This window comes from Spirillospora sp. NPDC048819, assembly GCF_040650055.1.
In the GTDB taxonomy this organism is placed as follows: Bacteria; Actinomycetota; Actinomycetes; order Streptosporangiales; family Streptosporangiaceae; genus Spirillospora.
Map to the genome: position 1 here is coordinate 121,222 of NZ_JBEZGN010000004.1, position 26,743 is coordinate 147,964.

Annotated in this window: 21 protein-coding genes; 10 read left to right on the forward strand and 11 right to left on the reverse strand. The window is 73.5% G+C overall.

Translation table 11 applies throughout. The annotated features are described in order from the left end of the window. Positions 1–13: 13 nt before the first annotated feature. From AB0C35_RS08445 to AB0C35_RS08460, 4 genes are all read right to left on the reverse strand, one after another. Positions 14–3,358 (reverse strand): hypothetical protein, encoded by a 3,345-nt coding sequence (locus tag AB0C35_RS08445; RefSeq protein WP_358452056.1) that lies wholly within the window; start codon positions 3,356–3,358, stop codon positions 14–16. A 138-nt stretch (positions 3,359–3,496) separates the two neighbouring features. Beyond that, positions 3,497–4,939, reverse strand: coding sequence for an aldehyde dehydrogenase (locus AB0C35_RS08450; protein ID WP_358452058.1), 1,443 nt, complete (start codon positions 4,937–4,939; stop codon positions 3,497–3,499). Positions 4,940–5,058: 119 nt separating this feature from the next. Then, the gene (locus tag AB0C35_RS08455) at positions 5,059–5,502 is read right to left on the reverse strand and encodes a dCMP deaminase (protein WP_358452060.1); all 444 of its coding nucleotides are present in this window, start codon (positions 5,500–5,502) and stop codon (positions 5,059–5,061) included. Then, positions 5,495–6,181, reverse strand: coding sequence for a dihydrofolate reductase family protein (locus tag AB0C35_RS08460; RefSeq protein WP_358452061.1), 687 nt, complete (start codon positions 6,179–6,181; stop codon positions 5,495–5,497). The genes AB0C35_RS08455 and AB0C35_RS08460 overlap by 8 nt, the downstream gene beginning before the upstream one ends. A gap of 117 nt (positions 6,182–6,298) precedes the next feature. On the opposite strand from AB0C35_RS08460, the gene AB0C35_RS08465 reads away from it, so the two are divergent. From AB0C35_RS08465 to AB0C35_RS08485, 5 genes are all read left to right on the forward strand, one after another. After that, the gene (locus tag AB0C35_RS08465; protein WP_358452063.1) at positions 6,299–7,426 is read left to right on the forward strand and encodes an exonuclease SbcCD subunit D; all 1,128 of its coding nucleotides are present in this window, start codon (positions 6,299–6,301) and stop codon (positions 7,424–7,426) included. Further along, positions 7,423–10,446: an SMC family ATPase gene (locus tag AB0C35_RS08470; RefSeq protein ID WP_358452065.1), complete on the forward strand. Its 3,024-nt coding sequence runs from the start codon at positions 7,423–7,425 to the stop codon at positions 10,444–10,446. Before AB0C35_RS08465 ends, AB0C35_RS08470 begins: the two co-directional genes overlap by 4 nt. Positions 10,447–10,871: 425 nt before the next feature. Further along, positions 10,872–11,942, forward strand: coding sequence for a multicopper oxidase domain-containing protein (locus AB0C35_RS08475; protein WP_358452067.1), 1,071 nt, complete (start codon positions 10,872–10,874; stop codon positions 11,940–11,942). 74 nt (positions 11,943–12,016) lie between these two features. Further along, a complete protein-coding gene (locus AB0C35_RS08480) occupies positions 12,017–13,471 on the forward strand; it encodes a multicopper oxidase domain-containing protein (RefSeq protein WP_358452069.1) in 1,455 nt (484 codons plus the stop codon). 20 nt (positions 13,472–13,491) lie between these two features. Next, the gene (locus AB0C35_RS08485) at positions 13,492–13,944 is read left to right on the forward strand and encodes a hypothetical protein (protein WP_358452071.1); all 453 of its coding nucleotides are present in this window, start codon (positions 13,492–13,494) and stop codon (positions 13,942–13,944) included. A 76-nt stretch (positions 13,945–14,020) separates the two neighbouring features. On the opposite strand, the gene AB0C35_RS08490 is transcribed toward AB0C35_RS08485, so the two are convergent. From AB0C35_RS08490 to AB0C35_RS08510, 5 genes are all read right to left on the reverse strand, one after another. Then, positions 14,021–14,341 (reverse strand): co-chaperone GroES, encoded by a 321-nt coding sequence (locus AB0C35_RS08490; RefSeq protein ID WP_089326083.1) that lies wholly within the window; start codon positions 14,339–14,341, stop codon positions 14,021–14,023. Between the two features lie 82 nt (positions 14,342–14,423). Beyond that, on the reverse strand, positions 14,424–15,344 hold the full coding sequence (locus AB0C35_RS08495) for an NAD-dependent epimerase/dehydratase family protein (RefSeq protein WP_358452073.1): 921 nt from the start codon (positions 15,342–15,344) through the stop codon (positions 14,424–14,426). A gap of 72 nt (positions 15,345–15,416) precedes the next feature. Then, positions 15,417–16,370, reverse strand: coding sequence for a DMT family transporter (locus tag AB0C35_RS08500; RefSeq protein WP_358452075.1), 954 nt, complete (start codon positions 16,368–16,370; stop codon positions 15,417–15,419). Positions 16,371–16,530: 160 nt separating this feature from the next. Continuing rightward, the gene (locus AB0C35_RS08505) at positions 16,531–17,298 is read right to left on the reverse strand and encodes an SDR family oxidoreductase (protein WP_358452077.1); all 768 of its coding nucleotides are present in this window, start codon (positions 17,296–17,298) and stop codon (positions 16,531–16,533) included. 35 nt (positions 17,299–17,333) lie between these two features. After that, positions 17,334–18,791 carry an NAD(P)/FAD-dependent oxidoreductase gene (locus AB0C35_RS08510; protein WP_358452079.1) on the reverse strand — a complete coding sequence of 486 codons (1,458 nt, stop codon included), beginning with the start codon at positions 18,789–18,791 and terminating at the stop codon, positions 17,334–17,336. Positions 18,792–18,978: 187 nt separating this feature from the next. Here AB0C35_RS08510 and AB0C35_RS08515 point away from each other — a divergent pair, with 187 nt between their 5' ends. From AB0C35_RS08515 to AB0C35_RS08525, 3 genes are read left to right on the forward strand one after another with little or no spacing between them, the layout of a single operon-like run. Next, positions 18,979–20,640, forward strand: a complete 1,662-nt coding sequence (locus tag AB0C35_RS08515; protein ID WP_358452081.1) for a DUF4132 domain-containing protein — start codon at positions 18,979–18,981, stop codon at positions 20,638–20,640. Next, positions 20,640–22,955 (forward strand): DUF4132 domain-containing protein, encoded by a 2,316-nt coding sequence (locus tag AB0C35_RS08520; RefSeq protein WP_358452083.1) that lies wholly within the window; start codon positions 20,640–20,642, stop codon positions 22,953–22,955. The genes AB0C35_RS08515 and AB0C35_RS08520 overlap by 1 nt, the downstream gene beginning before the upstream one ends. Next, positions 22,955–23,347, forward strand: coding sequence for a hypothetical protein (locus AB0C35_RS08525; RefSeq protein WP_358452085.1), 393 nt, complete (start codon positions 22,955–22,957; stop codon positions 23,345–23,347). The genes AB0C35_RS08520 and AB0C35_RS08525 overlap by 1 nt, the downstream gene beginning before the upstream one ends. A 5-nt stretch (positions 23,348–23,352) precedes the next feature. Here AB0C35_RS08525 and AB0C35_RS08530 read toward each other — a convergent pair whose 3' ends face one another. Continuing rightward, positions 23,353–24,018, reverse strand: a complete 666-nt coding sequence (locus AB0C35_RS08530) for a DNA-binding response regulator (RefSeq protein WP_358452087.1) — start codon at positions 24,016–24,018, stop codon at positions 23,353–23,355. 94 nt (positions 24,019–24,112) lie between these two features. Between AB0C35_RS08530 and AB0C35_RS08535 the strand changes: the two genes are divergently transcribed. Both AB0C35_RS08535 and AB0C35_RS08540 read left to right on the forward strand, forming a co-directional pair. After that, positions 24,113–24,967: an aldo/keto reductase gene (locus tag AB0C35_RS08535; protein ID WP_358452089.1), complete on the forward strand. Its 855-nt coding sequence runs from the start codon at positions 24,113–24,115 to the stop codon at positions 24,965–24,967. 63 nt (positions 24,968–25,030) lie between these two features. Continuing rightward, positions 25,031–25,612: a PadR family transcriptional regulator gene (locus tag AB0C35_RS08540; protein ID WP_358452091.1), complete on the forward strand. Its 582-nt coding sequence runs from the start codon at positions 25,031–25,033 to the stop codon at positions 25,610–25,612. On the opposite strand, the gene AB0C35_RS08545 is transcribed toward AB0C35_RS08540, so the two are convergent. Continuing rightward, positions 25,613–26,599 carry a diacylglycerol kinase family protein gene (locus tag AB0C35_RS08545; protein ID WP_358452093.1) on the reverse strand — a complete coding sequence of 329 codons (987 nt, stop codon included), beginning with the start codon at positions 26,597–26,599 and terminating at the stop codon, positions 25,613–25,615. Positions 26,600–26,743 lie beyond the last annotated feature (144 nt).

Sequence of the window (26,743 nt, forward strand, 5' to 3'; positions counted from 1 at the left end):
GCCGGCGGTACGGTCACTCGTCCGCGGTGTGGATTCCGCGGGCCGTGAACGCGACGTCGGGTTCGGTGTGGGCGCGCAGGCCGCGCAGCAGGTCACGCCAGTCCGCGGACCACCCGGCGCGCGGGCCGTGCGCCTCCGCGAGCGCGCAGGCGAACAGCCCGCCGGCGAGGTCGCCGCGCGCCGCGAGCCGGACCGCGTGCGGGTGCGCGTCCGCCGGGTCGGGCAGGCCCGGCCCGGTGAGCGCGGTGAATTCCGACGGGCCGGCGGCGAGCGCGTCCGCGACGTCCGCGACGGCCAGGACGCCGTGCCCGGCGCACCGGTCGGCCAGTGCGTCGAGGGCGGCGGCGGCGCCGGGGTCGTCCCAGCGGAGGGTCGCGGCGGCCAGTTCGCTCGCGAGCGGCTCGGGGAGGCGGCCGTCGACCGCGCGGACGGCGCGTTCCCCGAGCGTCCGGTGCCGGGCGGTGAAGTCCCGGACGGCGCCGGCCAGCGCGGTGAGCCGCTGGGACGCGGGCAGGTCGCGTTCGGCTTCGGCGTCGGGTTCGGCGGGGGCGGCGGCCAGCCCGGCGGCGGCCGCGCCGAGTTCGGCCGCGCCGATGCCGGTCGTGGCGCACTGGACGAGGGCGTGCAGCGCGGCCCGCCAGGCGCGGGTCTCGCCGAGGTCGGTGACGATGCCGGCCAGCAGCTCCGGGGCGTCCGGCGCCCAGGGCGCCCAGGTGGCGACGGCCGGCAGCGCGGCCGCGCGGGCCTCCGGGTCGTCGGAGCGCGCCACGCGCAGCACCAGCGCGGCGTAGCGGTCCCTGAACCGTTCCTCCACGTACGCGGGCGGCGTGCCGAGCACCTGCCGGGCCAGGTCGCGGGGGCCCTCGGCGGCCTCGGCCAGGATGCGCCGCGCGACGGGCTCGTCCAGGTGGTCGCGGACGGCCGAGGCGATCGCGGCCCGCACGTCGCGGTGGCGGCCCGGGTCGTCCCAGGCCGCGGCGACGATGTCCAGGGCGTCCGGTACCCGGTTGCGGAGCAGGATCCGCACGGCCTCCTTCTGCGCCGTGATCTTGCCGTCGGCCAGGACCGGCCGGAGCATCGCCGCCAGCGCCGACGGCGGAATGAACCGGGCCGCGCGGGCCGCCGCGTAGACGGCGACGTGGGCGTCGTCGGAACCGGCGTGGGCGAGCAGGTCGGGCAGGACGTCCTGTGGGGAACCCGTCCAGGGCAGCGACGTGAGCGCGCCGCGCCGGATGTAGGCGTCGTCGGAGCCGAGGTGGGGACGCAGCCGTGCCGCGTCCGTGCCGGGGATCCGCGCGATGGACGAGACGGCGGAGGCCCGCGCGGTGCCGGGCGCATGTTCGTCCGCCGCGATCCGTTCGAGGAGGCCGCGGTAGGCGTCCCGCTGCCGCGCCGTCCAGCGGCGTATCCAGATGGGATTGATGTGCGGCACGTATTTGACGTCGGGGCGTTGGAACCGTCCCGCCGGGGTGTCTTCGGCGAGGACGAGGTGCAGCAGATCGGTGCGCTCGCGGGCGATGGCGGCCAGCACCGCAGGGACGGCGACCGCCGACGGGTCCCGCGCCACGACCCGCCTGGCGCGTTCGGCGCGGGTGCCGGGCGCGGCGAGCCACAGCGTGATCGCCTGGGTGAGCACGGCGTCGTCGCGGGCGTCGAGCGCCGCCTCCAGCGCGTCCTGCAGGATCGGGACGCGGTGGGCGCGGCGGCGCAGCGCCCGGGCGAGCACCAGCGCGAGCCGGTGGTCGTCGCGGCGCGAGCCCGCCTCCAGATGGGGTGCCAGCGTCTCCGCCAGCCGGTGCTCCTGCCCGCGCCGCAGCATCCGGTCGAGACCGCCGAAGGGGAACGATCCCGCGCTGCCGACGAGGCGTTCGACGAGTTCCAGACCGGACGTCATCAGCCCGGCGTCGTCGCGCACGGCGCCCTGGCGGCACAGCGCCGCGGCGACCCGGCCGAGCTCGTGGCGGGTCGTGTAGGAGAGGTCGCGGGCGTTCAGCGCGTCGTCCGCGAGCCGCCCGACCGCCGGCGCGTGCTCGCCGCGCAGCAGCCCCTCCGGGACGGACGCCAGCGCGTTCAGCGCGCAGTACCGGACGGGATCCTGCTCGTTGCGCAGCCGCCCGAGCGACTCCAGCGCGGTGGAAAGCGTCGCCGGGTCGCCCGAACGGCCCGCGCACCGGATGAGCAGGGCGTACCCGGCGCCGCGCTCGTCGGCGTCCGTCCTGCGGGTCACCTCGCCGAGGACGGGCAGGGCCTCCTCGTAGGGCAGGAACGCCGCGACCGCCCACGTCCGCGCCGGCGTCTCGGTGACGCTGCGCAGGCCCATCATCCGGCGCGCCTCCCGGTACCGGACCGCGCGGGGGAGGACCTCCAGCAGCGCCTCCCCGGGCTCGGCGACGCCGCGGTCGACGCCGTCCATCGCCGCCTCGAACACCGCCTCGCGGCGGCTCGGCGGGAACGCGCCGAGCAGCAGCCGCAGCGCGCTCTCGTCCTCCCGGACGGCGCGCGCGACCGCGGTCAGGTCGGCGTCGCCGAGCCGGGCCAGCCGGTCCCGGACGGACCTGCGGTACAGCAGGGTCCGCAGGTCCCCGAGGTGCGCCTCGGACAGCAGCAGGCCGAGCATGCGGTGCGGCTCGGCGTCCAGCAGCGCCCCGGCGGCGGGGTGCAGCGGGTGCGGCAGCGACCGGGTCGCGCAGTGGCGCTCCAGCAGGCCGACGACGCGGCCGGGGTCGTGGCGCAGCGCCGCCGCGACGCCGGGCGCGTGGGTGAACCACCATGAGTCCCGCATCGCCTCGGGCAGTTCGGCGAGGCTCCGCTCCGCGTAGCCCAGCATGGCGTCCGGGTGGGAGCGGCCCAGCGACGTCCAGTTCGCGACGGCGTGCCCGAGCGCGTCGATCCACTCCGCGACGACGTCCGGGCCGCAGGTGGGCAGCAGCGCCGCCGCCTCCCGCTCACCCCACCGCTCCGCGACCCGCCCGATGAGCGCTTCGGCGAGGTCGACGCGCCGCCGGGCCCGGACGGCGTCGTACAGCGCCGTGCGCACCGCCGCCGGGGCGTCCTCCAGCCCGGCGAGGAACGGCTCCGGGCCGGCGCCGTACCGGACCGCCAGCCGGATCGCCTGGCACGCCAGTTCGGCGTCCGGGTCCCGCATCGCGCTCACCATGTGCGCGAGCGACGTCTCGTCCCGCACCGCCGCCGCGACGAACAGCGCCAGCGACCGCTCGTAGTGGCCGCGGCGGGCCAGGCCGTCGAGCAGCGTCGCGAGGGCGGGATCGCCGGCGAGGCGGCGCAGGTCCGCCAGCCGGCGGCAGCGGGCCTTGAACGGCAGCGGTTCGATCTCGGTCAGCAGTTCCTCGACGCGCATAACGCGCAATCCTGCCGGATCCGCGGCATCCCTTTCACCCGAATTAAGCCGCTACGGGTTCGTTGGCCCGTGACCCGGCGGCCCGCCCGGAAGGCCCCGATCAGCTGATCGGGGCCCGGGCGGGCGGCGGTCCGCAGGTCAGGCGGACGGTGCGGGGTGGGGGATGGACTTGTGCTCCAGGTAGGCGTTCAGGCCCTCCGGGCCGAGTTCGCGGCCCAGGCCGCTGTTCTTGTAGCCGCCGAAGGGGGTGTTCGGGTCGAGGGTGTACATGTTGACGCCGCAGCTGCCGGTGCGGATGCGGCGGGCGACGTCGACGCCGTGGGCGGTGTCGGCCGTCCAGACCGAGCCGCCGAGGCCGTAGTCGCTGTCGTTGGCGATCCTGATGGCGTCGGCCTCGTCGTCGTAGGGGATGAGGACGAGCACGGGGCCGAAGATCTCCTCGCGGGCGATGCGCATGTCGTTGCCGACGTCGCCGAACACGGTGGGGGCGACGTACCAGCCGCGGTCGTGCGGGCGGTTCAGCCCGCCGGTGATGAGCTTGGCGCCCTCGTCCTGGCCGATCCGGATGTAGTTCTCGACCCGTTCCTGCTGCCGCTTGGCGACGAGGGGGCCGACCTCCGTGCCGTAGTCGGCGGGGTCGCCGACGGCGAGGCCGCCGACCATGGCGGCGAGGGCGTCGGCGACCTCGTCGTAGCGGCGGCGGGACGCCAGGATGCGGGTCTGCGCGGCGCAGGCCTCGCCGTTGTTCATCAGCGAGGCCAGCTTGAAGCCCTCGATGGTGGAGGCGAGGTCGGCGTCGTCCAGGATGATCGCGGCGGACTTGCCGCCGAGTTCCAGCGTGACGCGTTTGAGCTGCTCGCCGCAGACCGCGCCGATCTTGCGTCCGGCGGCGGTGGAGCCGGTGAAGGACACCTTGTCGACGTCCGGGTGCGCGACGAGGTGCGCGCCGACCTCGCGTCCGGCCGGGACGATGTTGACGACCCCGTCCGGGATCCCGGCCTCCTTGATCCATTCGGCGAGGAGGTAGGTGTCCAGGGGCGTCTCGGGGGACGGCTTGGCCACCACGGTGCAGCCGGCGATCAGGGCGGGGGCGAGCTTGAGCATGAGCGTGAACTGGGGGACGTTCCACGGGACGATCGCGGCGACGACGCCCGCCGGCTCCTGGGTCACGGTGACCGGGCCCAGCATGCCCTGCCGCTCCTCCTCCCAGGCGTAGCCGGCGGCGAGGTCCACGTAGTACTGCAGCACCATCTGCGGGATGGCGGCCTGCCCGAAGATGGAGAACATGATCGGGGAGCCCATCTCGGCGGTGACGAGGTCGGCCATCTCCTGCTGCCGCTCGGCGTAGATCGCCGACAGCCGACCGACGATCTCGGCGCGTTCGGCGGGCGTCATCCGGGGCCAGGGGCCGTCGTCGAACGCGCGCCGCGCCGCCGCGACCGCCGCGTCGATGTCGGCCTCGGTGCCCTCGGGCACGCGCCCGATGACCTCCTCGGTGTGGGGGGAGATGACGTCGATCGTGCCGGTGCCGGCCGGTGCGGTCCAGTCGCCGCCGATGAACAGCCGATCGTGCTCACGCATGCTGCCGTGCCTCCTGCCAGACGGGGCGAAAAGAGATAACCGAGTGCTTGCTTGGGCACAGCATCGCACGCGGCCCCGGCGCGGTGGAAGACCAATGAGACTCGCGTCTCATCCGGCGTCTAGAGGAGGTGGGCATTGGGTTCCCGGGCGCGGGCGGCGAGGGCGGGGAGTTCGGTCAGCTCGACGCCGGCCGCCGTGAGGATCTCCGCGCCCGCCCCCTCGGTGAACAGGGCCGGTTCCCGCCAGGCGAACACGACGCGGCGCGCGCCGGACGCGACGATCAGTTCGGCGCACGGGCGGGGACGGGACGCGCGGTGCCCGCACGGTTCGAGTGAGCTGTACACGGTCGCGCCGGTGAGGTCGCCCCGGGTCTTGGCGAGGGCGGCCTCCTCGGCGTGGTCGTACGGGTCGTCCTCGCGGGAGAAGCCGCGCGCGATCTCGCGTCCGTCCGCGCCGACGACGACCGCGCCGACGGAGAAAGCGGTGTGCGATGGAGGGCACAGCTTCGCCAGGTCGCAGGCCAGCTCCAGCCAGGCCCGGTCGTCGGCGGCCGGGTCATCCACGCGCGTTCCCCGTCAGGTAGCGGAGGAGCACCAGGTCGCCGATGCGGGTGACGTCCGCCAGCCGCATCGGGCGGTCCGGCGACTGCGGGAACACCCCGGACCGGACGAAACGCGGCGCCGAGGGGTCGCCGATGAAGAACGGTGCGACCACGAGCTGGATCTCGTCCACGACGTCGCCGGTCAGGAAGAGGGTGTGGACGCCGCCGCCGCCCTCCACCATGAGCCGCCGGACGCCCCGCGCGGCGAGGTCGCCGAGCACCGTCGGCAGGGCAAGGGGCTCGCCGGCGTCGACGACCTCGGCGAGGCCGTCCAGCCTCGGCGCCAGCTCGCCGGCCGTGGGGGACGGCGCGTACACCAGCTTCGGGGACTCGCCCGTGGTGAAGAACCGCGCGGCGGGATCCAGGTCGCCGCTCCAGGTCAGCGTCACCTTGGTGAGGTCGGGCGGCAGCCCGCGAGCGATCCGCTTCTCGCGCCGCGCCGCGGAGCGGATCAGCAGCTCGGGGTCGTCGGCCCGGACGGTCCCGGCGCCGACGAGGATGGCGTCGCAGCCGGCGCGCACGGCGTCGACGCGGTCGAAGTCCGCGGCACTGGACAGCCGCAGCCGCTCCGGGGTCGCGTCGTCGATATAGCCGTCTGCGGACATCGCGCAGCTCAGCAGCACGTAGGGACGATCACTCACGCCGCAACCCTACGGGAGCCCCGATTCCGGGGGCCGCGCGGCCGCCGAAGATCGTTTGGGACGGCTCGGCGTTTCTGCGCGGGATGTGTCGGAGGGGGTGCCTATGGTTGCTGCGACATGCGAATCCTGCACACCTCCGACTGGCATCTCGGCAGATCGTTCCACCGTGAGGACCTGCTGGCCGCGCAGGCGGCGTTCGTCGACCATCTCGTCGCGACCGTCGCGGCGGAGCGGGTCGACTGCGTGCTGATCTCCGGGGACGTCTACGACCGGGCGCTGCCCGCCGTGGACGCCGTCCGGCTGTGCGACGAGGCGCTGCGGCGGCTCTCCGAGCTGGCCAGGGTCGTGCTCATCGCGGGCAACCACGATTCGGCGCGGCGCCTCGGGTTCGGGTCGGCGCTGATGGACGCCGCGGGTGTGCACGTCCGCACCGACTTCGCGTCCGTGGGGGAGCCCGTCATCGTCGGGGACGCCGCGGTCTACGGCATCCCGTATCTGGAGCCCGAACTCGTCCGGCACCCGTGGGACCTGGACGAACGCACCCACGCCGCCGCGCTGACGGAGGCCATGCGCCGGGTGCGGGAGGACGCCGCGGGCCGTCCGCAGCGGTCCGTCGTGCTGGCGCACGCGTTCGTGACAGGCGGCGAGGCCAGCGAGAGCGAACGCGACATCTCGGTCGGCGGCTCGTCGCAGGTGTCGGCGTCGGTGTTCGAAGGCGTCGACTACGCGGCGCTCGGCCACCTGCACGGCGCCTGGCGCATCACCGACCGCGTCCGCTACTCGGGCTCGCCGCTCGCGTACTCGTTCTCCGAGGACGGGCACGTCAAGGGCTCGTGGCTGATCGACCTGCGCGAGGACGGGATCGAATCGCGGTTCGTGGAGGCGCCCGTCCCGCGCCGCCTCGCCCGTCTGCGCGGACGCATCGACGACCTGCTCACCGACGCGTCCCACGACGCGTTCGAGGACCGCTGGCTCCAGATCACGCTCACCGACCCGCGCCGCCCGTCGGAGGCGATGGAACGGCTGCGCCGCCGGTTCCCGCACGCGCTCGTCCTCGGCTTCGAGCCCGAGGGCGGCGGGACGGACGGCGCCCGCACCTGGTCCGAACGCGTCCGCGAACGCTCCGCCCTCGACATCGCGGGCGACTTCGTCGCCGAGGTCACCGACGGGCCCGCGACCGGCGCGGAACGCGCCCTCCTGAACGAGGCATTCGAGGCCTGCCGCCAGAGGGAGGCGCTGGTGTGAGGCTCCACCGCCTGGAGGTCACCGCGTTCGGGCCGTTCTCGAAGACCGAGGACATCGACTTCGACGCGCTCTCCGACGCCGGGCTCTTCCTCATCCAGGGCCGGACGGGCGCGGGCAAGACGAGCATCCTGGACGCGGTGTGCTTCGCGCTGTACGGGCAGGTGCCCGGTGCCCGCAACGCCGTGAAGGGGCTGCGCAGCGACCACGCGGCCCCCGGCACCGGGCCGCGCGTCGTGCTGGAGACGACGATCCGGGGCCGGCGGATGCGCATCACGCGGTCGCCGGCGTGGGAGCGTCCGAAGCTGCGCGGCTCCGGGACGACGACCGAGCACGCCAAGGTCGTCCTGGAGGAGTTCGAGCACGGCGCGTGGACGGGGCTGACCACGCGGCTGGACGAGGCGGGCGACCTGGTGTCGCGGCTGCTCGGGATGAACGCCGTCCAGTTCTGCCAGGTCGCGCTGCTGCCGCAGGGGGAGTTCGCCGGGTTCCTGCGCGCCGGCGCCGACGAGCGCCGCAAGGTCTTGGAGCGGCTCTTCGCGACGGAGGTGTTCACGCAGGTCGAGAAGTGGCTGGCCGACCGGCGGGCCGCCACCGGACGCGAGGCCGCCGAGCTGGGCGCGGCGGCGGCCTCGATCGCCGACCGCATCGCCGAGACGTCGGGGGCCGCGCCGCCGCGCGGGGAACGCCCGGCCGTCCCGGCGCCGCGCCGCGCGGAACCGGCGGCGGAGCCGTTCGGCGAGGTCGAGGCGCTGCCCGCGTGGGCCGCCGAACTGGCGGCCGGGCACGAGGACGTCCGCGCGGTCGTCGAGGGGCTGCGCCGAGAGGTCACGGCGGCGATGGAGACGTCCCGCGCGGCGATGGAGGACGCGAAGGCGCTCGCCGACCGGCAGCGGCGCCACGCCGGGGCGCTCGCCCGCCGCGAGGCCCTGGGGGAGCGCGCGGAGGAGAGGTCCCGGATGGGGTCGCGGCTCTACGCCGCGGAACGCGCCGACCGGGTCGTCCCGCTGGTGCGCGCCGTCCAGGCCCGGCACGACGAGGCGCGGCGGGCGCGCCGCTGGGCCGACGAGACGCGCGCCGCGGCCGGGGCGCTCCTGCCCCCGAACGCCTCGGAGGACGTGCTCGTCAAGGCCGAGCGGGCCCGCCGCGACGAGATCGCGACGCTGGAGGGCGGGCGCGGCACCGCCGCCCGGCTCCGGCGGATCGAGGACGAGCGCGCGGCGCTGGCCCGCGACCTGGCCCGGCTGGAACCCGAGGAGGCGCGGATCGCCGCGGCCCTCGCCGACCTGCCGGGCGTCGTGGAGGCGCGGCGCGCCGAACTGGACGAGGCCCGCGTCGCGGCGGCCGGACGTCCCGGAGCCGAAGCGGCGGTCACCGAGGCCCGCCGCCGCCTCGACGCGGCGCAGCGCCGCGACCAGGTCGAACACCTCCTCGCCGAGGCCGAGTCCGCGCACCGCGACGCGGTCGACGCCGCCCAGGACGCCCGCCAGCGGGTCCTGGACCTCCGCCAGGCCCGGCTGGACGGCATGGCGGCCGTCCTCGCCGAGGACCTCGCGGACGGCGAGCCCTGCCGGGTCTGCGGTTCCACCGAGCACCCGGCGCCCGTGACGTCCGCCGCGCCGATCCCGACCGAGGAGCGGATCGACCGGGCGCAGGACGAGTCCGACCAGGTCCAGGCGCTCCGGGAGCAGACCGGCAAGGACGTCGAGGCGCTGCGCACCGAACGCGACCATCTCCTGGAGACCGCCGGGGAGATGACCGCCGATGTCCTCGCAGAAGAGTTCGCCGAGGCCGAGCGGGCGCTTCAGGAAGCGGTGGCCCGCGCCGCCGACGCAGAACGCCTGGAGGCCGCCCTCCACCGGGACGAGCAGGAACTCGACCGCGTCCGCGACGCGCAGATCGAGGTCGCCCAGGCCCTCACGGGAAACCGCGCCCAGGACGGGGAGCTGGCCGCCGAGCGGGACCGGCTGACCGCCGAGCTGGACGAGGCGCGCGGCGAGGACGCGTCCCTCGAAGCGCGCATCGCCCGGCTCGGCCGCGAGGCGGACGCGCTCGCCGAGGCGGTCGAGGCGCTGCGCGCGTCCGACCGCGCCGCCGGCGAGCTGGCCGCCGCCCGCGCGAACGCGAAGGCGACCGCCGAGGCCGAGGGGTTCCGCACTCCGGACGAGGTGCTGGAGGCCGCGCTGTCCGACGAGGAGCAGGGCGTCCTGCGCGACAGGATCCGCCGGCTGGACGACGAGGAGGCCGCCGTCCGCGACCTGCTCAAGGACCCGGCGCTGGTGAAGGCCGCCGCGGAGCCCGCCCCCGACCTTCCGGCCCTTGAGGCCGAGCTGCGCGCGGCGGACGCGGCGCGCACCCGGGCGGCCAGTGCCGCCGACCGCGCCCGGCACCGCTGCGACCGGCTCGCCGAGCTGTGCGCGCAGCTGGACGAGGCCGTCCGCGCGTGGCGTCCCGCCGCCGAACGCCACGAGGTCGCCGAGCGCCTCGCCGGGCTGACCTCCGGCAAGCACACCGCGAACCGGCACGCCATGTCGCTGTCGGCGTACGTGCTGGCCGCCCGGCTCGAACAGGTCGTCGCCGCCGCGAACGAGCGGCTCTCGCGCATGTCCGGGGCCCGCTACGCCCTCGTCCACACCACCGACAAGGCGGCGGGCGACCGCACGAAGGGCGCCGGCGGCCTCGGCCTGCGCGTCGCCGACGCCTGGACCGGCCTCGAACGCGACCCGGTGACGCTGTCGGGCGGCGAGTCGTTCATCGCCTCGCTGTCGCTCGCCCTCGGCCTCGCCGACGTCGTCACCGCCGAGGCGGGCGGCACGGAGATCGGCACGCTGTTCGTCGACGAGGGCTTCGGCACCCTCGACGAGGAGACGCTCGACGAGGTCATGGACGTCCTGGACGGCCTGCGCGACGGCGGCCGCGCGGTGGGCGTCGTCAGCCATGTCGCGGAGCTGCGCGCCCGCATCCCCGCCCAGCTCCGCGTCACCAAGGACCGCGCCGGCTCCACCGCCGCGATCATCGTCTGACCGGGACGACACGCCGCCCGGACGTCACGCGGTGCCTGACCCGGCCGCGTCGTGGCCGCCGGATCTGCGCGCGGGGGATCGGCCGCTCTCGATCCGCTTGGGCCGGCCCGTCCCGTCGAGCTCGATCCCGTCCGCCCATCGGTCCTCCCCGTGTGCTCGGTGCGCCGGGCCGGTGGACGCGCCGCGTGCGACGAGTTGATTTGAAAAAACTAGTGTAATTGGTTCAATCCCGCGCGTCCCGGCGGGGTCCGGGTTGGGAGTGCGCGCGGCGGCCGTCACCGCATGGCATGGCGCTGACCAGCGCGCTCGTGGGGCCCGCCGTCGCTGTGTGTTGCTTCACACGCGCAATCGCTGGACTTGTGGAGGATTTATTAATAAAAACTAGCCTCGCTAGTAAAAAACAGGACCCGGAAGGGGTCGACAGGATGGATGGTGCAAGATCGAGGGTGCTGGTCGCGGCGGTCGCGTTCGCGGTCGCGCTGACCGTGACGCTGTGGACGATTCCACGCGGCAGCGGCGCGGCCGAATCCCCGCATGCGGCCGGATCCTCGCATGCGGCGGAATCGCCCCAGGTCGCGGAGTCGTCCGCCGCGGACCACGACGGGATGTCGCACGATGGCGGGACCGACTGGAAGACCATGGACGAGAACATGGCCAAGCGGGACAAGAGCTTCCCCGCGGCCACCAAGGGCCAGGGCGGCCAGGATCTCGTCCCCAAGGTGCTGGCGGATGGAACCAAGGAGTTCCGGATGACCGCCAAGCCCACGAAGTGGGAGGTCGAGCCCGGGAAGGTCGTGGACGCCTGGGCCTTCAACGGCATGGTGCCGGGCCCGACGATCCGCGCGGACGTCGGGGACAAGGTTCGCATCGTGGTGAAGAACGAACTGCCCGAGGCGACGAGCGTCCACTGGCACGGCATTCAGCTGCCCAACAAGATGGACGGCGTCCCCAACGTCACGCAGGATTCGATCAAGCCGGGTGAGTCGTTCACCTACGAGTACCCGGTGACGCGGATCCAGGACACCTGGTACCACTCGCACTACAACGGCGTAAAGCAGGTGAGCAGCGGGCTGTGGGGCGCGATCCAGTTCGGTGACATCCCCACCCCGAACAAGGAGAAGGTGGCGCAGAAGCACATCATCCAGATCCAGGACTCCGGCGCCGTCGGGATGACGCTCAACGGCAAGGCGTTCCCCGCCACCAGCCCGCTGAAGGCCAAGCTGGGCGACTGGGTGCAGGTCACCTACGTCAATGCGGGCACCATGGCCCACCCGATGCACCTGCACGGCGTGGACCAGGTGATCATCGCCAAGGACGGGTTCCCGCTGAAGTCGACGTACAAGGCCGACACGGTCAACGTGGCGCCCGGGGAACGCTACACCGTGCTGATCCACGCCGATCAGCCCGGCAAATGGATCTGGCACTGCCACATCTTCACGCACGCCGAAGGTCCGCAGGGCATGTTCGGCCTGGTCATGGAGATGGACATCACCTGAGGCGGGCGCGGCCGCCGATGGCGACCCGCACGACCCGCCCCATCCCCCCCGCTTCGCACATTTGGAGTGAATCAATGTCGATGACCCCTGCGCCGGATCATCCGGCTCCGGACAGACGGCCGGGCTTCCGGCTCGGCCGCTGGACCGCGGCCCTGAACGGATTCCTGCCCGCCATCAGCGCGGCGCTCGCGCTGGGCCTGATCGTCGGGCTGCTCATGGTCAGCGCCTCGCCCGGCGGCCACGGCGGCACCCTGGCGTCCGCCGAAGGCGGCTCGTCCTCCGCCGGAGGCGCGGCCCTGCCCGGGAAGGGCAAGAAGGTCACCCTCGACTTCGAAGAGGGCGACATGTACATCAAGCCGAACAAGGTCACGGTCCCGGCCGGCGCCGACGTCACGGTGAACGTCGTCAACAAGGGCAGCATGGCGCACACCTTGAGCCTCCTGGGCAAGACGAACAAGCAGCTCCAGCCCGGCGAGTCCGAGACCCAGCACTGGGGGGTTCTCACCGAGTCCACCCAGGCGTGGTGCGTCGTCGCCGGTCACAAGGACGCCGGCATGCTGGTCGAGGTCACCGTGACCGGTGGTGAGAGCGGCGCGACGGCTGCGGCGACCGGCGCCGGCGCTCCGGCGGCCGCGGCGGCCGACGGCGGGAACGCCAAGATCGATCCGGCGGCCAAGCCCGGCGACGGCTGGAAGGCCTTCGACCCGACGGCACCGGTCAATGACGGCAAGGACGTCCACGAGGTCACCTTCACGGTCACCGAGAAGGAGATCGAGGTCGCCCCCGGGGTCAAGCAGGTCCGGTGGACCTACAACGGCACCGCGCCGGGGCCCACACTGCGCGGCGACGTCGGCGACACCTTCCGGATCAAGCTGATCAACAAGGGGTCGATGGGCCACTCCATCGACTTCCACGCCTCGAAGGTCGCGCCGAACGTCGAGATGAGGACGATCAAGCCCGGCGAGACGCTCGTCTACGAGTTCAAGGCGCAGTTCTCCGGCATCTTCACCTACCACTGCGGCTCCGACCCGATGATCTACCACATGGGCAACGGCATGCACGGCGCCGTGATCGTCGATCCGCCGAAGCTGGACAAGGTCGACAAGGAACTGGTGCTCGTGCAGTCCGAGCTGTACCTCGGGCCGCAGGGCAAGCCCGCCGACCTGAAGAAGATGATGTCCGGCCAGTACGACGCGGTCGTCTTCAACGGCTACCACAACCAGTACGTGCACGCCCCGATCAAGGTGAAGCCCGGGGACCGCGTCCGGGTGTGGCTCGATGACGGCGGACCCAACGAGAACATCGCCTTCCACGTCGTCGGAACGATCTTCGACACGGTCTGGAAGGACGGCGCCTACCGGGTGCGCAAGGACAACGCCGAGAAGGGCGGGGCGCAGGTCCTCGACCTGCAGCCCACCCAGGGCGGCTTCGTCGAGTTCACCCTCCCCGACGCCGGCACCTACGCGTTCCTCGGCCACAAGATGCAGAACATGGCCGCCGGCGGCGTCGGCGTCTTCCAGGTCGGCTGACCCACCCCATGGAGGTGACCATGACAACCATTGAGACCGGCGCCGGGACGGCCGCCCGAGCGACCTCGTCCGTGCCCTCGGCCAGGCGCGTGGCCGCGATCGGCTCCGTCCTCGCCGCGCTCATCCACTACGCCGTCGTGCCGGAGCACCTGAGCGAATGGTGGGCGTACGCCGTCTTCTTCAGCGCCGTCGGCATGTTCCAGCTCATCTGGGCCGTGCTGGTGCACACCGGGAACGAGCGGCCGGTGCTGCTGTCCGGGCTCGCGGTCAACGTCGGCGTCCTCGCCCTGTGGGTGGTGAGCCGCACGGCCGGCCTGCCCTTCGGCCCCGATTCGGGGGAGGCCGAGGCGTTCGGAGTTCTCGACGTGCTCAGCGCCGCCGCCGAACTGGCGGTGGCCGGCGCGATCCTGCTCGCCCTGCGCCCGAGGCGTAAGGCCGGCACTCCCGCGGAATCCGCCGAACAGAGCGACTGACGCGGCTCGGCCCGATGTGCAGGCCCGCGGACCCCGACGGGGGCCGCGGGCCTGCGCACGTCCCCCGCGGCGCCGTTCAGAGGTAGAGGCCGGTCCCGTGCTCGGGGCGTTCGCTGGCGATGGCGTGCAGGTCCCGCTCGCGCATGACGAGGTAGTTCTCGCCCTGTATCTCGACCTCGTACTGGTCGCCGGGGTGGAAGAGCACACGGTCGCCGGGCTTGACGATGCGCACGTGGTGGCCGACCCCGCAGACCTCGCCCCAGACGAGGCGGTTGCCCTGCTCGACCGTCGCGGGGATGACGATCCCGCCGGTGCTGCGGCGCTCGCCGCTGTCCTTCTCGACCTTGATCATGACACGGTCGTGCAGCATCTGGACTTCGAACTTCGGCTCGGACACGCTGGGGAGTGTAGTCGTCCGCGCGGGCCGGTCCGCACAGGTCAGCCCCCACAGGTCAGCCGCACAGGTCAGCCCGCACAGGTCAGCCCGGCGCGCGGGTCAGCGCGTTCCACGAGCCCGCGATGATCTCCCGGAGCCCGGAGCGCTCCGGCCGCCAGCCGAGGTCGGCCCGGATCGCGGCGGCGTCGCAGACCAGCACCGGCGTCTCCGGCCGGGCCGGGCGCCGCAGCGCGGGCACGGGCCGGCCGGTCACCTCCTCGACGGCGGCGACGACCTCGCGGACGGACGTGCCGGTGCCGCTGCCGACGTTGTAGACCCGGTCCTCGCCGGGGGCGGCGGCCTCCAGCGCCCGGACGTAGGCGGCGGCGAGATCGTCCACGTGCAGGTACTCGCGGACGGCGAGCCCGTCACCGTTGATCTCCAGGTGCGGCGCCCGGCCGGCGGCGACGGCGAGGGCCTTCGGGATCAGCCGGGTCTCGTCGGGGTCGATCCGGCCGTCCACCGACCCGGCGACGTTGAACGTGCGCAGGACGACGGCGCCGGCGGCGCCCGTCCGGGCGTGGAACCGCACGGCCTGCTCGGCGGCCAGCTTGGACGCCCCGTACGGGCTGGCGGGCGCGGTGCCCTCGCTCTCGGGGATCGGCAGCCGCCCCGGCGTCCCGTACACGGCGGCCGTCGACCCGTACACCACCCGGGTGCCGCCCACCGCCTCCAGGAGGTTCACCGTGCCCTGGACGTTGACGGCGAAGTACCGCAGCGGCTCGCGGAACGACTCGCGGACGCGGGTCAGCGCCGCGAGATGGCAGACGCCGTCGTAGGGCCCGGCCGGCAGCCCGTCCGGGTCGAGGAGGTCGCCGCGGACGGGACGCACCCCGTCCGCGACCCCGGCGCCCCCCGGCCGCCCGCGCCGCACCAGCCCGTCGACCTCGTGCCCGGCCGCCACCAGCCGCCGCCCGACCGCGTACCCGATGTACCCCGCCGCCCCCGTCACCAGCACCCGCATGACTTCAGCATCCGTGAGCGCACCCCGCGCGGCAATGGGCGTCCGGGCCAGGGCATGGTCATGGGGGCGGGGTCACGGGGCGGTGCGCATGCTCCTCCCCGGGGCCGCCACGGGTGACGTGCCCGTCGCGCCGGGCTCCTCGTACCGGGGGAACATGACCAGCGCGAGCAGCGCCAGCACGAAACCGCCCGTCCGCAGCATGAACGGCACCGCCTCCCGCGGCCACGCCTCGTCGAACAGGACGGTGCTGCTGAGGATCAGGTACGTCCGGCCGATGACGGTCAGGACGACCGCGACGATCGCGACCCGGCAGCGCTGCAGCGCGACCTGCAGCTGCCCGAGCGCGATCGCGGCGAGCCCGATCGTCAGGTACGGGTACGGCGACTCCAGCACCGCCCGGAAACTGCCCGTGTCCTGGTAGACGAGCGAGATGCCCCGGATGCCCGCCTCGGCCAGCCCGGCGCACGCTCCGGCGCCGATGCCGTAGGCGACCCCGGCCAGCTTGCGGGCGTGCCTGCCGCCCGCGCGGCGGTCCCCGACCAGCCACACCAGCGCCGCGATGATCACCGCCGGGGCGCAGATGGCGATCATCATCCAGGGCCGGGCCAGCGTGCCGGCGAGCGTGGCGTCCGCGCGCGGCTCGCCCTCGGACGTCGCGGACATGCCGATCAGCATCGTGGCGAGGACGAACAGCGCGACGCTCGCCCACTCCCGCACGCTCATCCGCTCGCCGAGGAACAGCACCGCGAACGTGACGAGGAAGACCAGGCCGGCCGCGAAGACGGGCTGCGCGACCGCGAGCGGCAGCGCGGAGAACGCGACGACCTCGTAGCCGAGGCCGAGGAACAGCAGGAGCCCGCCGCCGAGCCAGATCGGGTCGGTGAGCATCAGCCGGGCGACGCGGAACGGGCGGCTGCCGCGCAGCGGCTCCATGCGGCGCGCGGAGATCCGGAAGATCAGGAATGCGATGTAGTAGACGGTGGTCGCGATCAGCGCGAGGGCGGCATGGCCCAGGTCGTGACCCATCGGGATCGGCCTCTCGATGGCGCGGTCGAGCGGAGCTCGTTGTCCGGTCGGGGTGGGTGGGGGACGGTGGACGTGTCGTTCGGCGCGCCATCGAATCGACCTACCGCCAGCCTGCCTTGTCACACCGCCAACAACAAGACCGCGAGCCTTGACTACAAGATCACTTGTATTTACGGCCACGGGTGGACGACACCCGTGAGACCAGCCCGCGCGGGAGGATCCGGCTGATGCCGACGATCGCCTTGTACTGCGGGCTCGGGACGCTGACCTGCACCCCGCGCCGCAGGTCGCGCAGCGCGGCGTCCACGACGTCGTCCTTGTCCAGCCACATGAAGCCGGGGACGTCCGACATGTCCATCTGGGCGCGCTCGTGGAATTCGGTGTGCACGAAACCGGGGCACAGCGCCATCACGCGCACCCCGCCCCCCGAGCGGTTCCCGATGTCGGCGGCGACGCCCTGGCTGAAGTTCACCGCCCACGCCTTCGACGCCCCGTACGTGCCGCGCGTCGCGAACGCCGACACCGACGAGACGTTGATGACGCCGCCCCGGCCGCGCTCCAGCATCCCCGGCAGCGCCGCGTGCGTGAGCCGCAGGACGGCCTCGCAGTGCACCTTGAGCATCGTCAGCTCGTCCGACACCGGGACGTCCAGGAACACGCCCTTGTTGGCGAACCCGGCGTTGTTGACGAGCAGGTCGACGTCCTTGCGGACGCGTTCCTCGGCCGCGGCCAGGCCCTCCTCGGCGGACAGGTCGGCGGTCAGGGTCTCGGCGCGCACGGCGTACCCGCCGCGCAGCTCGGCGGCGGTGCGCTCCAGCCGCTCGGTGTCGCGGGCCAGCAGGACGAGGTCGAATCCGTCGGAGGCGAGGCGGCGGGCGAAGGCGGCACCGATGCCCGCGGTCGCGCCGGTGATGAAGGCGGTCGGCATGGACCCGAGCCTAGGCGTCCCGGCGGCCGGGCGGGCTACCCGGCGGCGGCCTTCCGCGCCCGGAAGTGCCGCGGGTCGGGTCGCCGGGTCGCGCGGCGGTAGGCGAAGGTGAACCCGGGCCAGTTGTTGACGACCTTGCCGTCGGCGTCCATGTACCAGCTCCGGCAGCCCGCCTGCCACACCGTGGAGCGGAGCCGCTCCTGCATCTCGCGGGTGAACGCGTCCTGCACGTCCGGCCGGACGTCGATCCAGCCGAGGCCGTGCCGGCGCAGCGTCTCCACACAGCCGAGCACGTAACGGAACTGCGACTCCAGCATGTAGATGATCGAGTTGTGCCCGAGGTTGGTGTACGGCCCGTACAGCAGGAACAGGTTCGGGAAGCCGCTGACGGTGATGCCGAGATGCGCCTGCGCGCCGTCGCGCCACGCCTCGTTCAGCTCCCGCCCGTCCCGTCCGGCGATCTTCATCGGGGACAGGAACTCGGTGGTCTGGAAGCCGGTCGCGTACACGATGACGTCCACGTCGTACTCGCGTTCCGCGGTCCTGACGCCGGACGGCGTGATCTCCTCGATGGGGTCGGTGATCAGGTCGACGTCCGGCCGGGCGAGCGTCGGGTAGTAGTCGCTGGAGATGAGGATCCGCTTGCAGCCCATCGGGTAGCCGGGGATGAGCGCCTCCCGCAGGACGGGGTCCTCGACGCCGTCCTTCAGCGCGTTCCGGAACCGGTTCTCCAGCAGCGACATCAGCTTCGGGTACTTGATGAACCCCAGCGCCCGCGCCTCGTACAGCGCGTAGACGCGGGCGCGGCTCAGCCCGTACAGCCCCGGCACGTTCTTCAGGGCGGCCTTCTCCCAGCCCCGGTACAGCCGGTCCGGCTTGTCGATCACGTACGGCGCGGACCGCTGGAACAGCCGCAGCTCCGCCGCTTCCTTCGCGATCTCCGGCACGATCTGGATCGCGCTGGCGCCCGTCCCGATCACCGCGATCCGCTTGCCCCGCAGGTCTGCGCCGTGGTCCCAGCGGGCGGAGTGGAAGCTCGTCCCGGTGAACGACTCGCGGCCCTCGATCCGCGGCCATACGGGCCGGTTGAGCTGCCCGCACGCCGATACCAGGACCCGCGACTCCAGTTCGCCGGCCGTCGTCGAGATCTTCCAGACGGCCCTGTCCTCGTCGAACCGCGCCTCGGTCACCTCGGTGCCGAAGCGCACCTTCTCCAGGGCGCCGTACTTGCGGGCGCAGTGCCACAGGTAGTCGAGGATCTCCGACTGCGGCGGGAAGCGCCGCGACCAGTCCGTCTTGGGCTCGAACGAGAACGAGTACAGGTGCGACGGGACGTCGCACGCCGCGCCCGGATAGGTGTTGTCGCGCCAGGTGCCGCCGAGGCCGCCGGCCTTCTCCAGGATCACCACGTCGTGGATCCCGGCCTCCCGGAGCCGGATCGCCATCCCGATCCCGCCGAACCCGCTTCCGATGATCACCACGCTGTGCGTCATGGCCGTCCCGAATCTCATTCTGCTGCGGTTCCCACCGAGCGTAGGTGACCACGAGGTCACTGAACAGATGCCGGATTCGCGCTTATTGTCGAGCTGCGGGGACGTGTCGCGGCGGTACGGCCGCACTCGAGACGATCTTGTCCCGGATCAGGCCCGTGAACAGGTGGCCTTCTGGAAAGATCACCCCATGTCCGACGATCTCCGGGCGCACTTGGACGCGCTCAACGCACCACGGCCGACCCGCGCGTGGCGCCGCCGCACGCTGGAGCTCCTGGACGACCCCGCCGCGCGCGACGAGGTGCTGCGCAGGGTGCGCTGGTACGCGACCAAGGAGCCGCGCCCCGTCGGCGGCCGGCCGTTCTCGGACCCGTCCCTGCGCGGGGAGCCGGGCGGCCGCGGCCGCGTCTGGGCCGCGGCGCTCACCGGCGATCCCGGGATGATCGAGCTGCTGGACGTCATCGTGCGCCGCGCCGCGGGGGTGACCCGCGAGTTCGAGCCGTCCGCGAAGCTGGCGGGCGGGGCGGTCAACGCGCTGAGCGAGTTCACCGACCCGCGGGCCCTCGACGTCCTGCGCGGGCTGCGGCGCGACGTCCGCTACCCGGGCCTCGGCCGGCAGATCGGGACGGCGGTCGAGGCGGCGGCCGCGCGGCGCGGCATCACGCCCGCGCAGCTGGTGGAGCGCGGCGTGCCCGCGCACGGCCTCGGCCGGGACGGGTCCCTGGCCCGCGACATCGGCGCGTACCAGGCGGTCCTCCTCATCGAGGACCCGCTGACCGTCGGGCTGACGTTCACCGGCGCGGACGGCCGCCCGCTGCGGACCGTGCCGGGCGCCGTCAAGGTCCCGTTCGCGGCGCAGATCAAGGAGCTGAAGGTCCTGGTGAAGCAGGTCCGGGCCACGCTCGCCGCCGAGCGGACCCGGATCGAGGCGCTGATGGCGGTCGAGCGCACCTGGCCGTACGGGGAGTGGTGCCGCCACTACCGCGACCACCCGGTCACCGGCGTTGTCGCGCGCGGCCTGATCTGGGAGTTCGAGGCACCGGACGGCATCTGGCACGCCGCCACCCCCGGTGAGGGCGTCCTTGTGACCGTGGACGGACGGGCCCTGCCCGCTCCGGCGGCCGGCGCGCGCGTCCGGTTGTGGCATCCGGCGCGCGCGTTCCCCGGCGCGGTGCGCGCCTGGCGCGAGTTCGTGACCGGCAACCGGATGCCGCAGCCGTTCAAGCAGGCGTACCGCGAGACCTACCGTCCCGGCCCGGCCGCCACGGAGGCCGCGCTGCGCTGCGGCTGCTTCGACGGCGAGGTCCGGCGCGTGTTCGCCGAGGGCGACTGGCGCGTCAGCTGCCACCACGAGACCGGACGCGACGCCGGCGAGGTCCGGTTCGAGCGGCGGGCCGCCGGACGGTGGGCGCGGACGCCGCCGCGGGACGTGCCGCCGCTGGTGTTCAGCGAGGGGATGCGGGAGGCGGACCTGTTCGTCGGCGTCACCTCGATCGCGGCGGAGGACCCGTTCGGCGAGCCGTCCGCGAGCGCCGTGATCCGCGGGGACGCGCTGCGCCGCATCCTGCCCGGCACGAGGATCGCCGGCCGCTGCTCGGTCGACGGCCGCTTCCTGGTCGTCCGGGGCGAGCTGCGCACCTACAAGATCCACCTCGGGTCGGCGGCCGTGCTGATGGAGCCCGGCAACGCCCGCCTGCGCGTCGAACCGACCCGGCGCCCAGGGCAGAAGGGGCTGTTCCTGCCGTTCGAGGACGAGCGCCTGACGCTGATCCTCGGCACCGCGTTCCTCCTCGCCGCCGACCACAAGATCACCGACCGGGCCGTGCTGCGGCAGATCAGGAGGGGCGCCTGATGGATCTCACGGCGAGGCTGCTGCGCGTCATGACGGACCCGTCCCCCGAGGACGAGGAGTTCCGCGAACACCGCCCCGACCTGTCGCGGATCTCCGACGAGGACCTCGGCACCCTCATGCCCGCGGCCTACGCGGCGGTGGGCGTCCCGTTCGTGTCGACCTCCATCCGGTTCATGGTCGAGGAGGAGTGCCGGGAACGGCAGCCGCGCTACACACCCGAAGCGTGCGAGCGGATGTTCGCGGCCCTCGTCGGCGGGCTGGACAAGCGGAAATGGGCGGATCTCACCCTCGGTGTGGGCTCCCTGCTCCGCTGCACGGGCCCGTGGCCGGACGTCTCCGGGCCCGCGCGCACGCTGGTCACGTACCTGCTGGAGGACGGTGACCTCAGACAGCCCTACGCGCTGCTCGCCGTGGGCGCGCTCGCGGGGGAGGAGACGCGGCGCGCCGTCGTCGAGGGGCTCGGCTCCAGGGCCGGCCCGATCGTCCTGGACGAGTTCGACGTCATCGCGAGTCTCCACCCGGCGGAACAGGCGCTCACCAGCGAGATGGACACCGTGCGCTCCCACACCTCCCCGCACCCGCTCCCGGACCTATGGCGCCGTCTCGCCGACATACCCGGCTACCTCGCGTTCGCCCGGCGCGCCCTGGAGACCGCCGACGGGCGCGCCCGCGCGATTCAGGCCGGGGACGTCCCCTACCGTCCGGACAAGGCGTTCTCCCCGCGCGAGGTCGTCGCGCTGGGGCACGCCGTGCGCGTCGCGCTGGTGTCCGACGAGCCGTGGCTGCCGGAGTTGTTCGACCGCCTCCTGCCCGCCGTCTCGATCGCGCCGACGTCCGCCAGAACGCTGCCGTCGCAGGCGCTGCTGTACGAGATCGTCCGGGCGGCACAGGAATTCCCGACCCCCGAGCTGGTCACCGCGGTCCGGACCGTCCGCTTGAACGTCCGGCACGCGGGCGTGCCCAAGCAGCTCGACAAGATGCTCAAAAGGGTCGATGCCGCCCTCGCCGAACGCGCCGAGGTCGCCCTCCGCCTGCCCGACCTCGGCTTCGGCCCGGACGGCGTGCTCCGCCGGGAACTCGGCGGCTACACGGCCGTCGTCACCGTCACCGGCAAGGCCGAGCTGACCTTCGAGAAGGACGGCAAGGTCCTGAAGGGCGTCCCCGCGCCCGTCCGCCGCGACCACAAGGACGAGGTCAAGGAGCTGCGCGAGCTCGTCAAGCGGGTCGCCGCGCAACTCGTCACGCTCGCGCGGGCGCTGGAGGGCGGGTACACGGCCGGCGCCGCGCACCCGTTCGGATGGTGGCGGGACGCGCTGCTCCGCCACCCGATCGCCGGGCCGATGGTCCGCGCGCTGATCTGGGAGGTCGAGGCGGGGCCCGGCGACCGCCGGGCCTTCCTGCCCGAGGTGGACGACCTTCCGGACGCCGCCGGCGACGCCCGCGTCAGGCTCTGGCACCCGATCGGGGCGGACCCGGACGACGTGCGCGCGTGGCGCGACGTGCTCATCGACCGGCGGATCCGGCAGCCGTTCAAGCAGGCGTTCCGTGAGATCTACCTCCTCACCCCGGCGGAGGAGGAGACCCGCGTCTACTCCAACCGGTTCGCCGCGCACCTCGTCCACTACCGGCGCATGTTCGCGCTGTTCCGGGCGCGCGGCTGGACGAGCCGGCTGCTCGGCCCGTGGGACGGCGGCGGCGAGGACGAGGCGGTCCGCGTCCTCGCGGCGGGGGAGTGGCGGGTCCGCTTCTCCCACGTCCTGGCCGACTGGGAGGGCGAGGAGGCGATCGCCGGGACCGATCAGGTGCGCTTCGCCCGCCGCGAGGACGGCGCCTGGCGCGAGGCCCCGCTGGCCGACGTGCCGGCCCTGGTGTTCAGCGAGGCGATGCGGGACGTGGACCTGTTCGTCGGCGTCACCTCGATCGCCGCCGACCCCGCGTGGGAGGACGGCAGGGCGCACGACTACCGGGTCCGCGAGTGGCAGGCGGACCTGGGGGAGTCCGCGCGGACCCGCAGGGACGCCCTGGAGCGCGTCCTGCCGCGCACGAAGATCGCCGACCGCTGCCGGATCGACGGCCGGTACCTGGTCGTCCGGGGCGAGCTGCGCACCTACAAGATCCATCTGGGGTCGGCCGGCGTCATGATGGAACCCGACGACGCGTTCCTCTGCGTCGTCCCCGAGCGCGGCGGCGCCAAGGTGTTCCTGCCGTTCGAGGAGGAGCGGCTCTCGCTGATCCTCAGCAAGGCGTTCCTGCTCGCCGCCGACGACAAGATCACCGACGAGTCGATCCTCCTGCAGATCAAGCGAGGTGCCTGATGGCCGCCGTGACGTTCCGGGACGAGACCGCGGCCGGCCGGCCCGTCGCCGAGTTCCAGGTGGAGGGGCTGCCCGGGCGGATGACCGTCCGGGAGCTGATCAGGCTGCGGGTCCGCGAGGAGGTCGCGCGGCACAACGCCCGCCCGACGGACCGCTTCAACGGCCTCGTCCGCCCGGACGACGCCGAGACCGAGCTGAACGGCTACCGCCTCCGCGCCCCCCGCCGCATCGACTGGGAGCGGCAGGCCGACATCGCCGAACGCGCGTTCGCCGGCAACGGGTACTTCGTCCTCGCGGGCGACCGGCAGGTCGAGGACCTGGACGAGGAGGTGGATCTGACCACCGGCCTGAACCTGGTGTTCGTCAAGCTCGTGCCGCTGGCCGGCGGCTGAGGGCCCTAGCCGATCAGGCCGAACTCCTGGGCGCGCAGGCCCGCCTGGAAACGCGAGTCGGCGTCCAGCAGCGTGAGGATCTCCGCGACCCGGCGCCGGTAGGTGCGCAGCGGCATGCCGAGCCGCCGGGCCGCCGCCTCGTCCTTCAGCCCCCCGCCGAGCAGCCGCAGGATGCGCCGGCTCTCCTCGGTCAGCGCGGGCGGCCGGTCACGGCGGAAGTCGGCCAGGTCGGTCGCCGTCTCCCAGGTCGCCCGGAACAGCGAGACGACGCCCTTCACCACGCCCGGCGACCGGACGACCGTGTACTCGCGGACGCCACGCTCCGGCGGACCCGCGAGAATGGCGATCTTCCAGTCCACGATGATCGTCTCGTGCGGGAGCGGCGTCGGGCAGATCCGCACCCGGGCGCCCGCCTGAGCGATCTCCACCAGCCGCCGCTCGGACTCCTCGTCGGCGAGCGCCTCCGGGCTGTACAGCTTGTGGGCCGTCGGCATCGGCCGGGTCCTGCGCCGCTCGGCGACGATCCACTCCCGGAAGCCCGGCAGGGCCCACGTGTTCATGTCCTTCGCCGCGCAGGCGAAGTCCCCGCGCGCGAGGAACAGCCGCCCGGCGCGCTCGATCAGCTCCGCCTCACCGCGCAGCACGACGTTCCGGTCCAGATCGACGCTCATCGCCATTCAGTCTGCCACGCCGCCGGAGACGCCGGGTTGGCAGCAAACTGCCAGCCGCTCGTCCCGGACGCCGCCGTGCAGCACTGTGGAGCACATGACACGACATTTCGATCTGGGCGGCGACCTTCGGATCAACCGGATGGGCTTCGGCGCGATGCGGCTGCCCGTGAGCAGCCTCCACGGCCCGGCGAACGACCGCGACACCGGGCTGAAGATCCTGCACCGGGCCGTCGAGCTGGGCGTGGACCACATCGACACCGCCGCGTTCTACTACCACCAGGACGGCCTTGCGGCGAACGAGATGATCCGCGCGGCGCTCAGCCCGTACCCGTCCGACCTGGTCATCGCGACGAAGGTGGGCCCGTACCGGGGGGAGGGCGACTCGCACCCGACCGGGCAGCTTCGGGCGGCGCAACTGCGCGCCGAGGTGGAGAGGAACCTGACCGAGCTGGGCCGCGACCACCTGGACCTCGTCTACCTGCGGCCCGGCGGCATCGAGGATCCGGACGACGAGCCGGTCGGGGAGCGGTTCGCCGTCCTGGCCGGGCTCCGCGAGGAAGGCCTCATCCGCCACCTCGGCGTGAGCCACGTGAGCCCGGCACAACTGGAGGAGGCCCGGCGGATCGCACCGGTCGCCGCCGTCCAGAACCGGTTCGACGTGACTCAGCCCCAGGACACCGAACTCCTGGCCGTCTGCGAGCGGGAGGGCATCGCGTACGTCCCGTACTTCCCCCTCGGCGGCTTCGGCGTCCCCGACGACGCCCGCGTCAACGCGATCGCCGCACGCCACGGCGCCACCGTCCCGCAGGCGCTCCTCGCGGGCCTGCTCGCGCTGTCACCGGTGATGCTGGCGATCCCCGGCACCGGCTCCCCCTCCCACCTGGAGGAGAACATGGCCGCCGCGGACCTGGCTCTCACCCCGCAGGACCTGGCCGAGCTGAGAACCTGACTCACCGCCCCCGCGCCGTCGGTGCCAGGCTCTAGCCTTGAACCCTGACGGTCAGGGGGTGAGATGTCGGCGACGCGGCTGCTGGTGCTAGGGGGTGTGCGGCGGTCCGGGCGGGCGCACGGGTACGAGGTCCGCCGCGAGCTGATCTCGTGGGGCTCGGACGAGTGGGCGCACGTCAACCCCGGTTCGATTTACCACGCGCTCAGGCAGCTCGCCAAGGAGGGCCTGCTCCGCGCGCACGACGTCGAGGAGAGCGACGCCGGCCCGCCGCACACCGACTACGAGATCACCGAGGCCGGCCGGGCCGAGTTCCTGCGGCTGCTGCGCGGCGCCCTCGCCACCGTGGACGTCCGGCATCCGGAGATGCTGACGGCCGGGCTCGGGTTCCTCACCGCACTGCCGCGCGCCGAGGCGATCGGGCTGCTGCGCGAGCGGCTGGACGGCCTGGCCGCCTGGCGCGCGTCCGTCGCCCCGCGCCTGGCGGAGCAGGACCCGTCCGACCATCTGCGCGAGCTGCCCGGCTGGTGGATGCACTCCGCCGACGCCGCCACGCGGTGGACGCTCGGGCTGATCGAGCGGCTGGAGTCGGGCGCCTACGCCATGGCGGGCGAGCCGGCGGGCGCCGGCGCCCGCGGCGCCGTGTGATCAGGTGTCGACGAACGTCTGCGGGACGATGACGCGCAAGGCGTTGCCGCGCAGCCGGATCGACACCGGGGTACGGCCGCGGATCTCGCCGTCCACGTCGACCCGCAGCGGCGGGTCGGTCTCGATCTCCACGTGGGCGGTGGTGAGGAACGCGTCCTCGTTCAGGCTGCGCCACTGGCCGGTGAGGACGTGCCGGGCCGTCGCCGACGCCAGCCGCAGCCGCCGCTCGTCGCCCAGCCGGTAGACGGCCAGCAGCCGGTCGTCGGGGCTGGCGTCGCGGGCGATGCGCTGCCCGCTCTGGTGCGCGCCGTTGGCGATGTTGAGCTGATGGGTGGCCAGCTCGACCGTCTCGCCGTCGATCGTGACGCGGGCGCGGAACGCCTCGTGCCCCGGCAGCAGCCGCGCCGCCGTCAGCGCGTAGGCGGAGCGGCCCATGAACCGCTTGAGCAGGTGCGGGACGTTCTCGGCGACATGGACCGACAGGCCGAGGCTCACCATGTTCGCGAAGATGTGCTCGCGGTCGCCGGCGGGCCCCTCGCCGTGCGGGTCGCCGGTGCTCTCGAACCAGCCGACGTCCACGTCCGCGACCTTCCCGCCGCCCGGACGGCCGACGGCCAGCGTCCGGACCGCGCGGTCCAGGTTCAGCGGCAGCTCCAGGCTCCGGGCGAAGTTGTTGGTGGTGCCGAGCGGCAGCACGCCGAGCGCGATGTCGCGGTGCGCCAGATGCCCGACCGCCTCGGCGACCGTGCCGTCCCCGCCGCCGACGATGACGAGGTCGGGCTCCATGGCGAGGACGTCGGCGAACAGCTCGCGCAGCCGGGTCGGGTCGGTCACGGGGAACACGTGCACGAACTCCACGCCCGCCTCGCGCAGCATCCGGCGGGCCCTGCCGAAGAGCCGGCGGCCCCGCCGCGAGCGGGAGTTGATCACCAGTGCGGCTCGTCCTCCGCCCGCGATCGCCGACTCCAGCTCCGTCTTGCTCCGCATCTCGGCGCTCCGCATCTCGGCCGGTCGCCCCCTTCGTCCGCGTCACCCTACAAGGAACGTGGACCGGAACTCCCGGCCCGATATTTTATAAACCGATAACCCGCCGTTGAAACATGGCCGTGAGTGGGGACCCTTAAAGGAAGA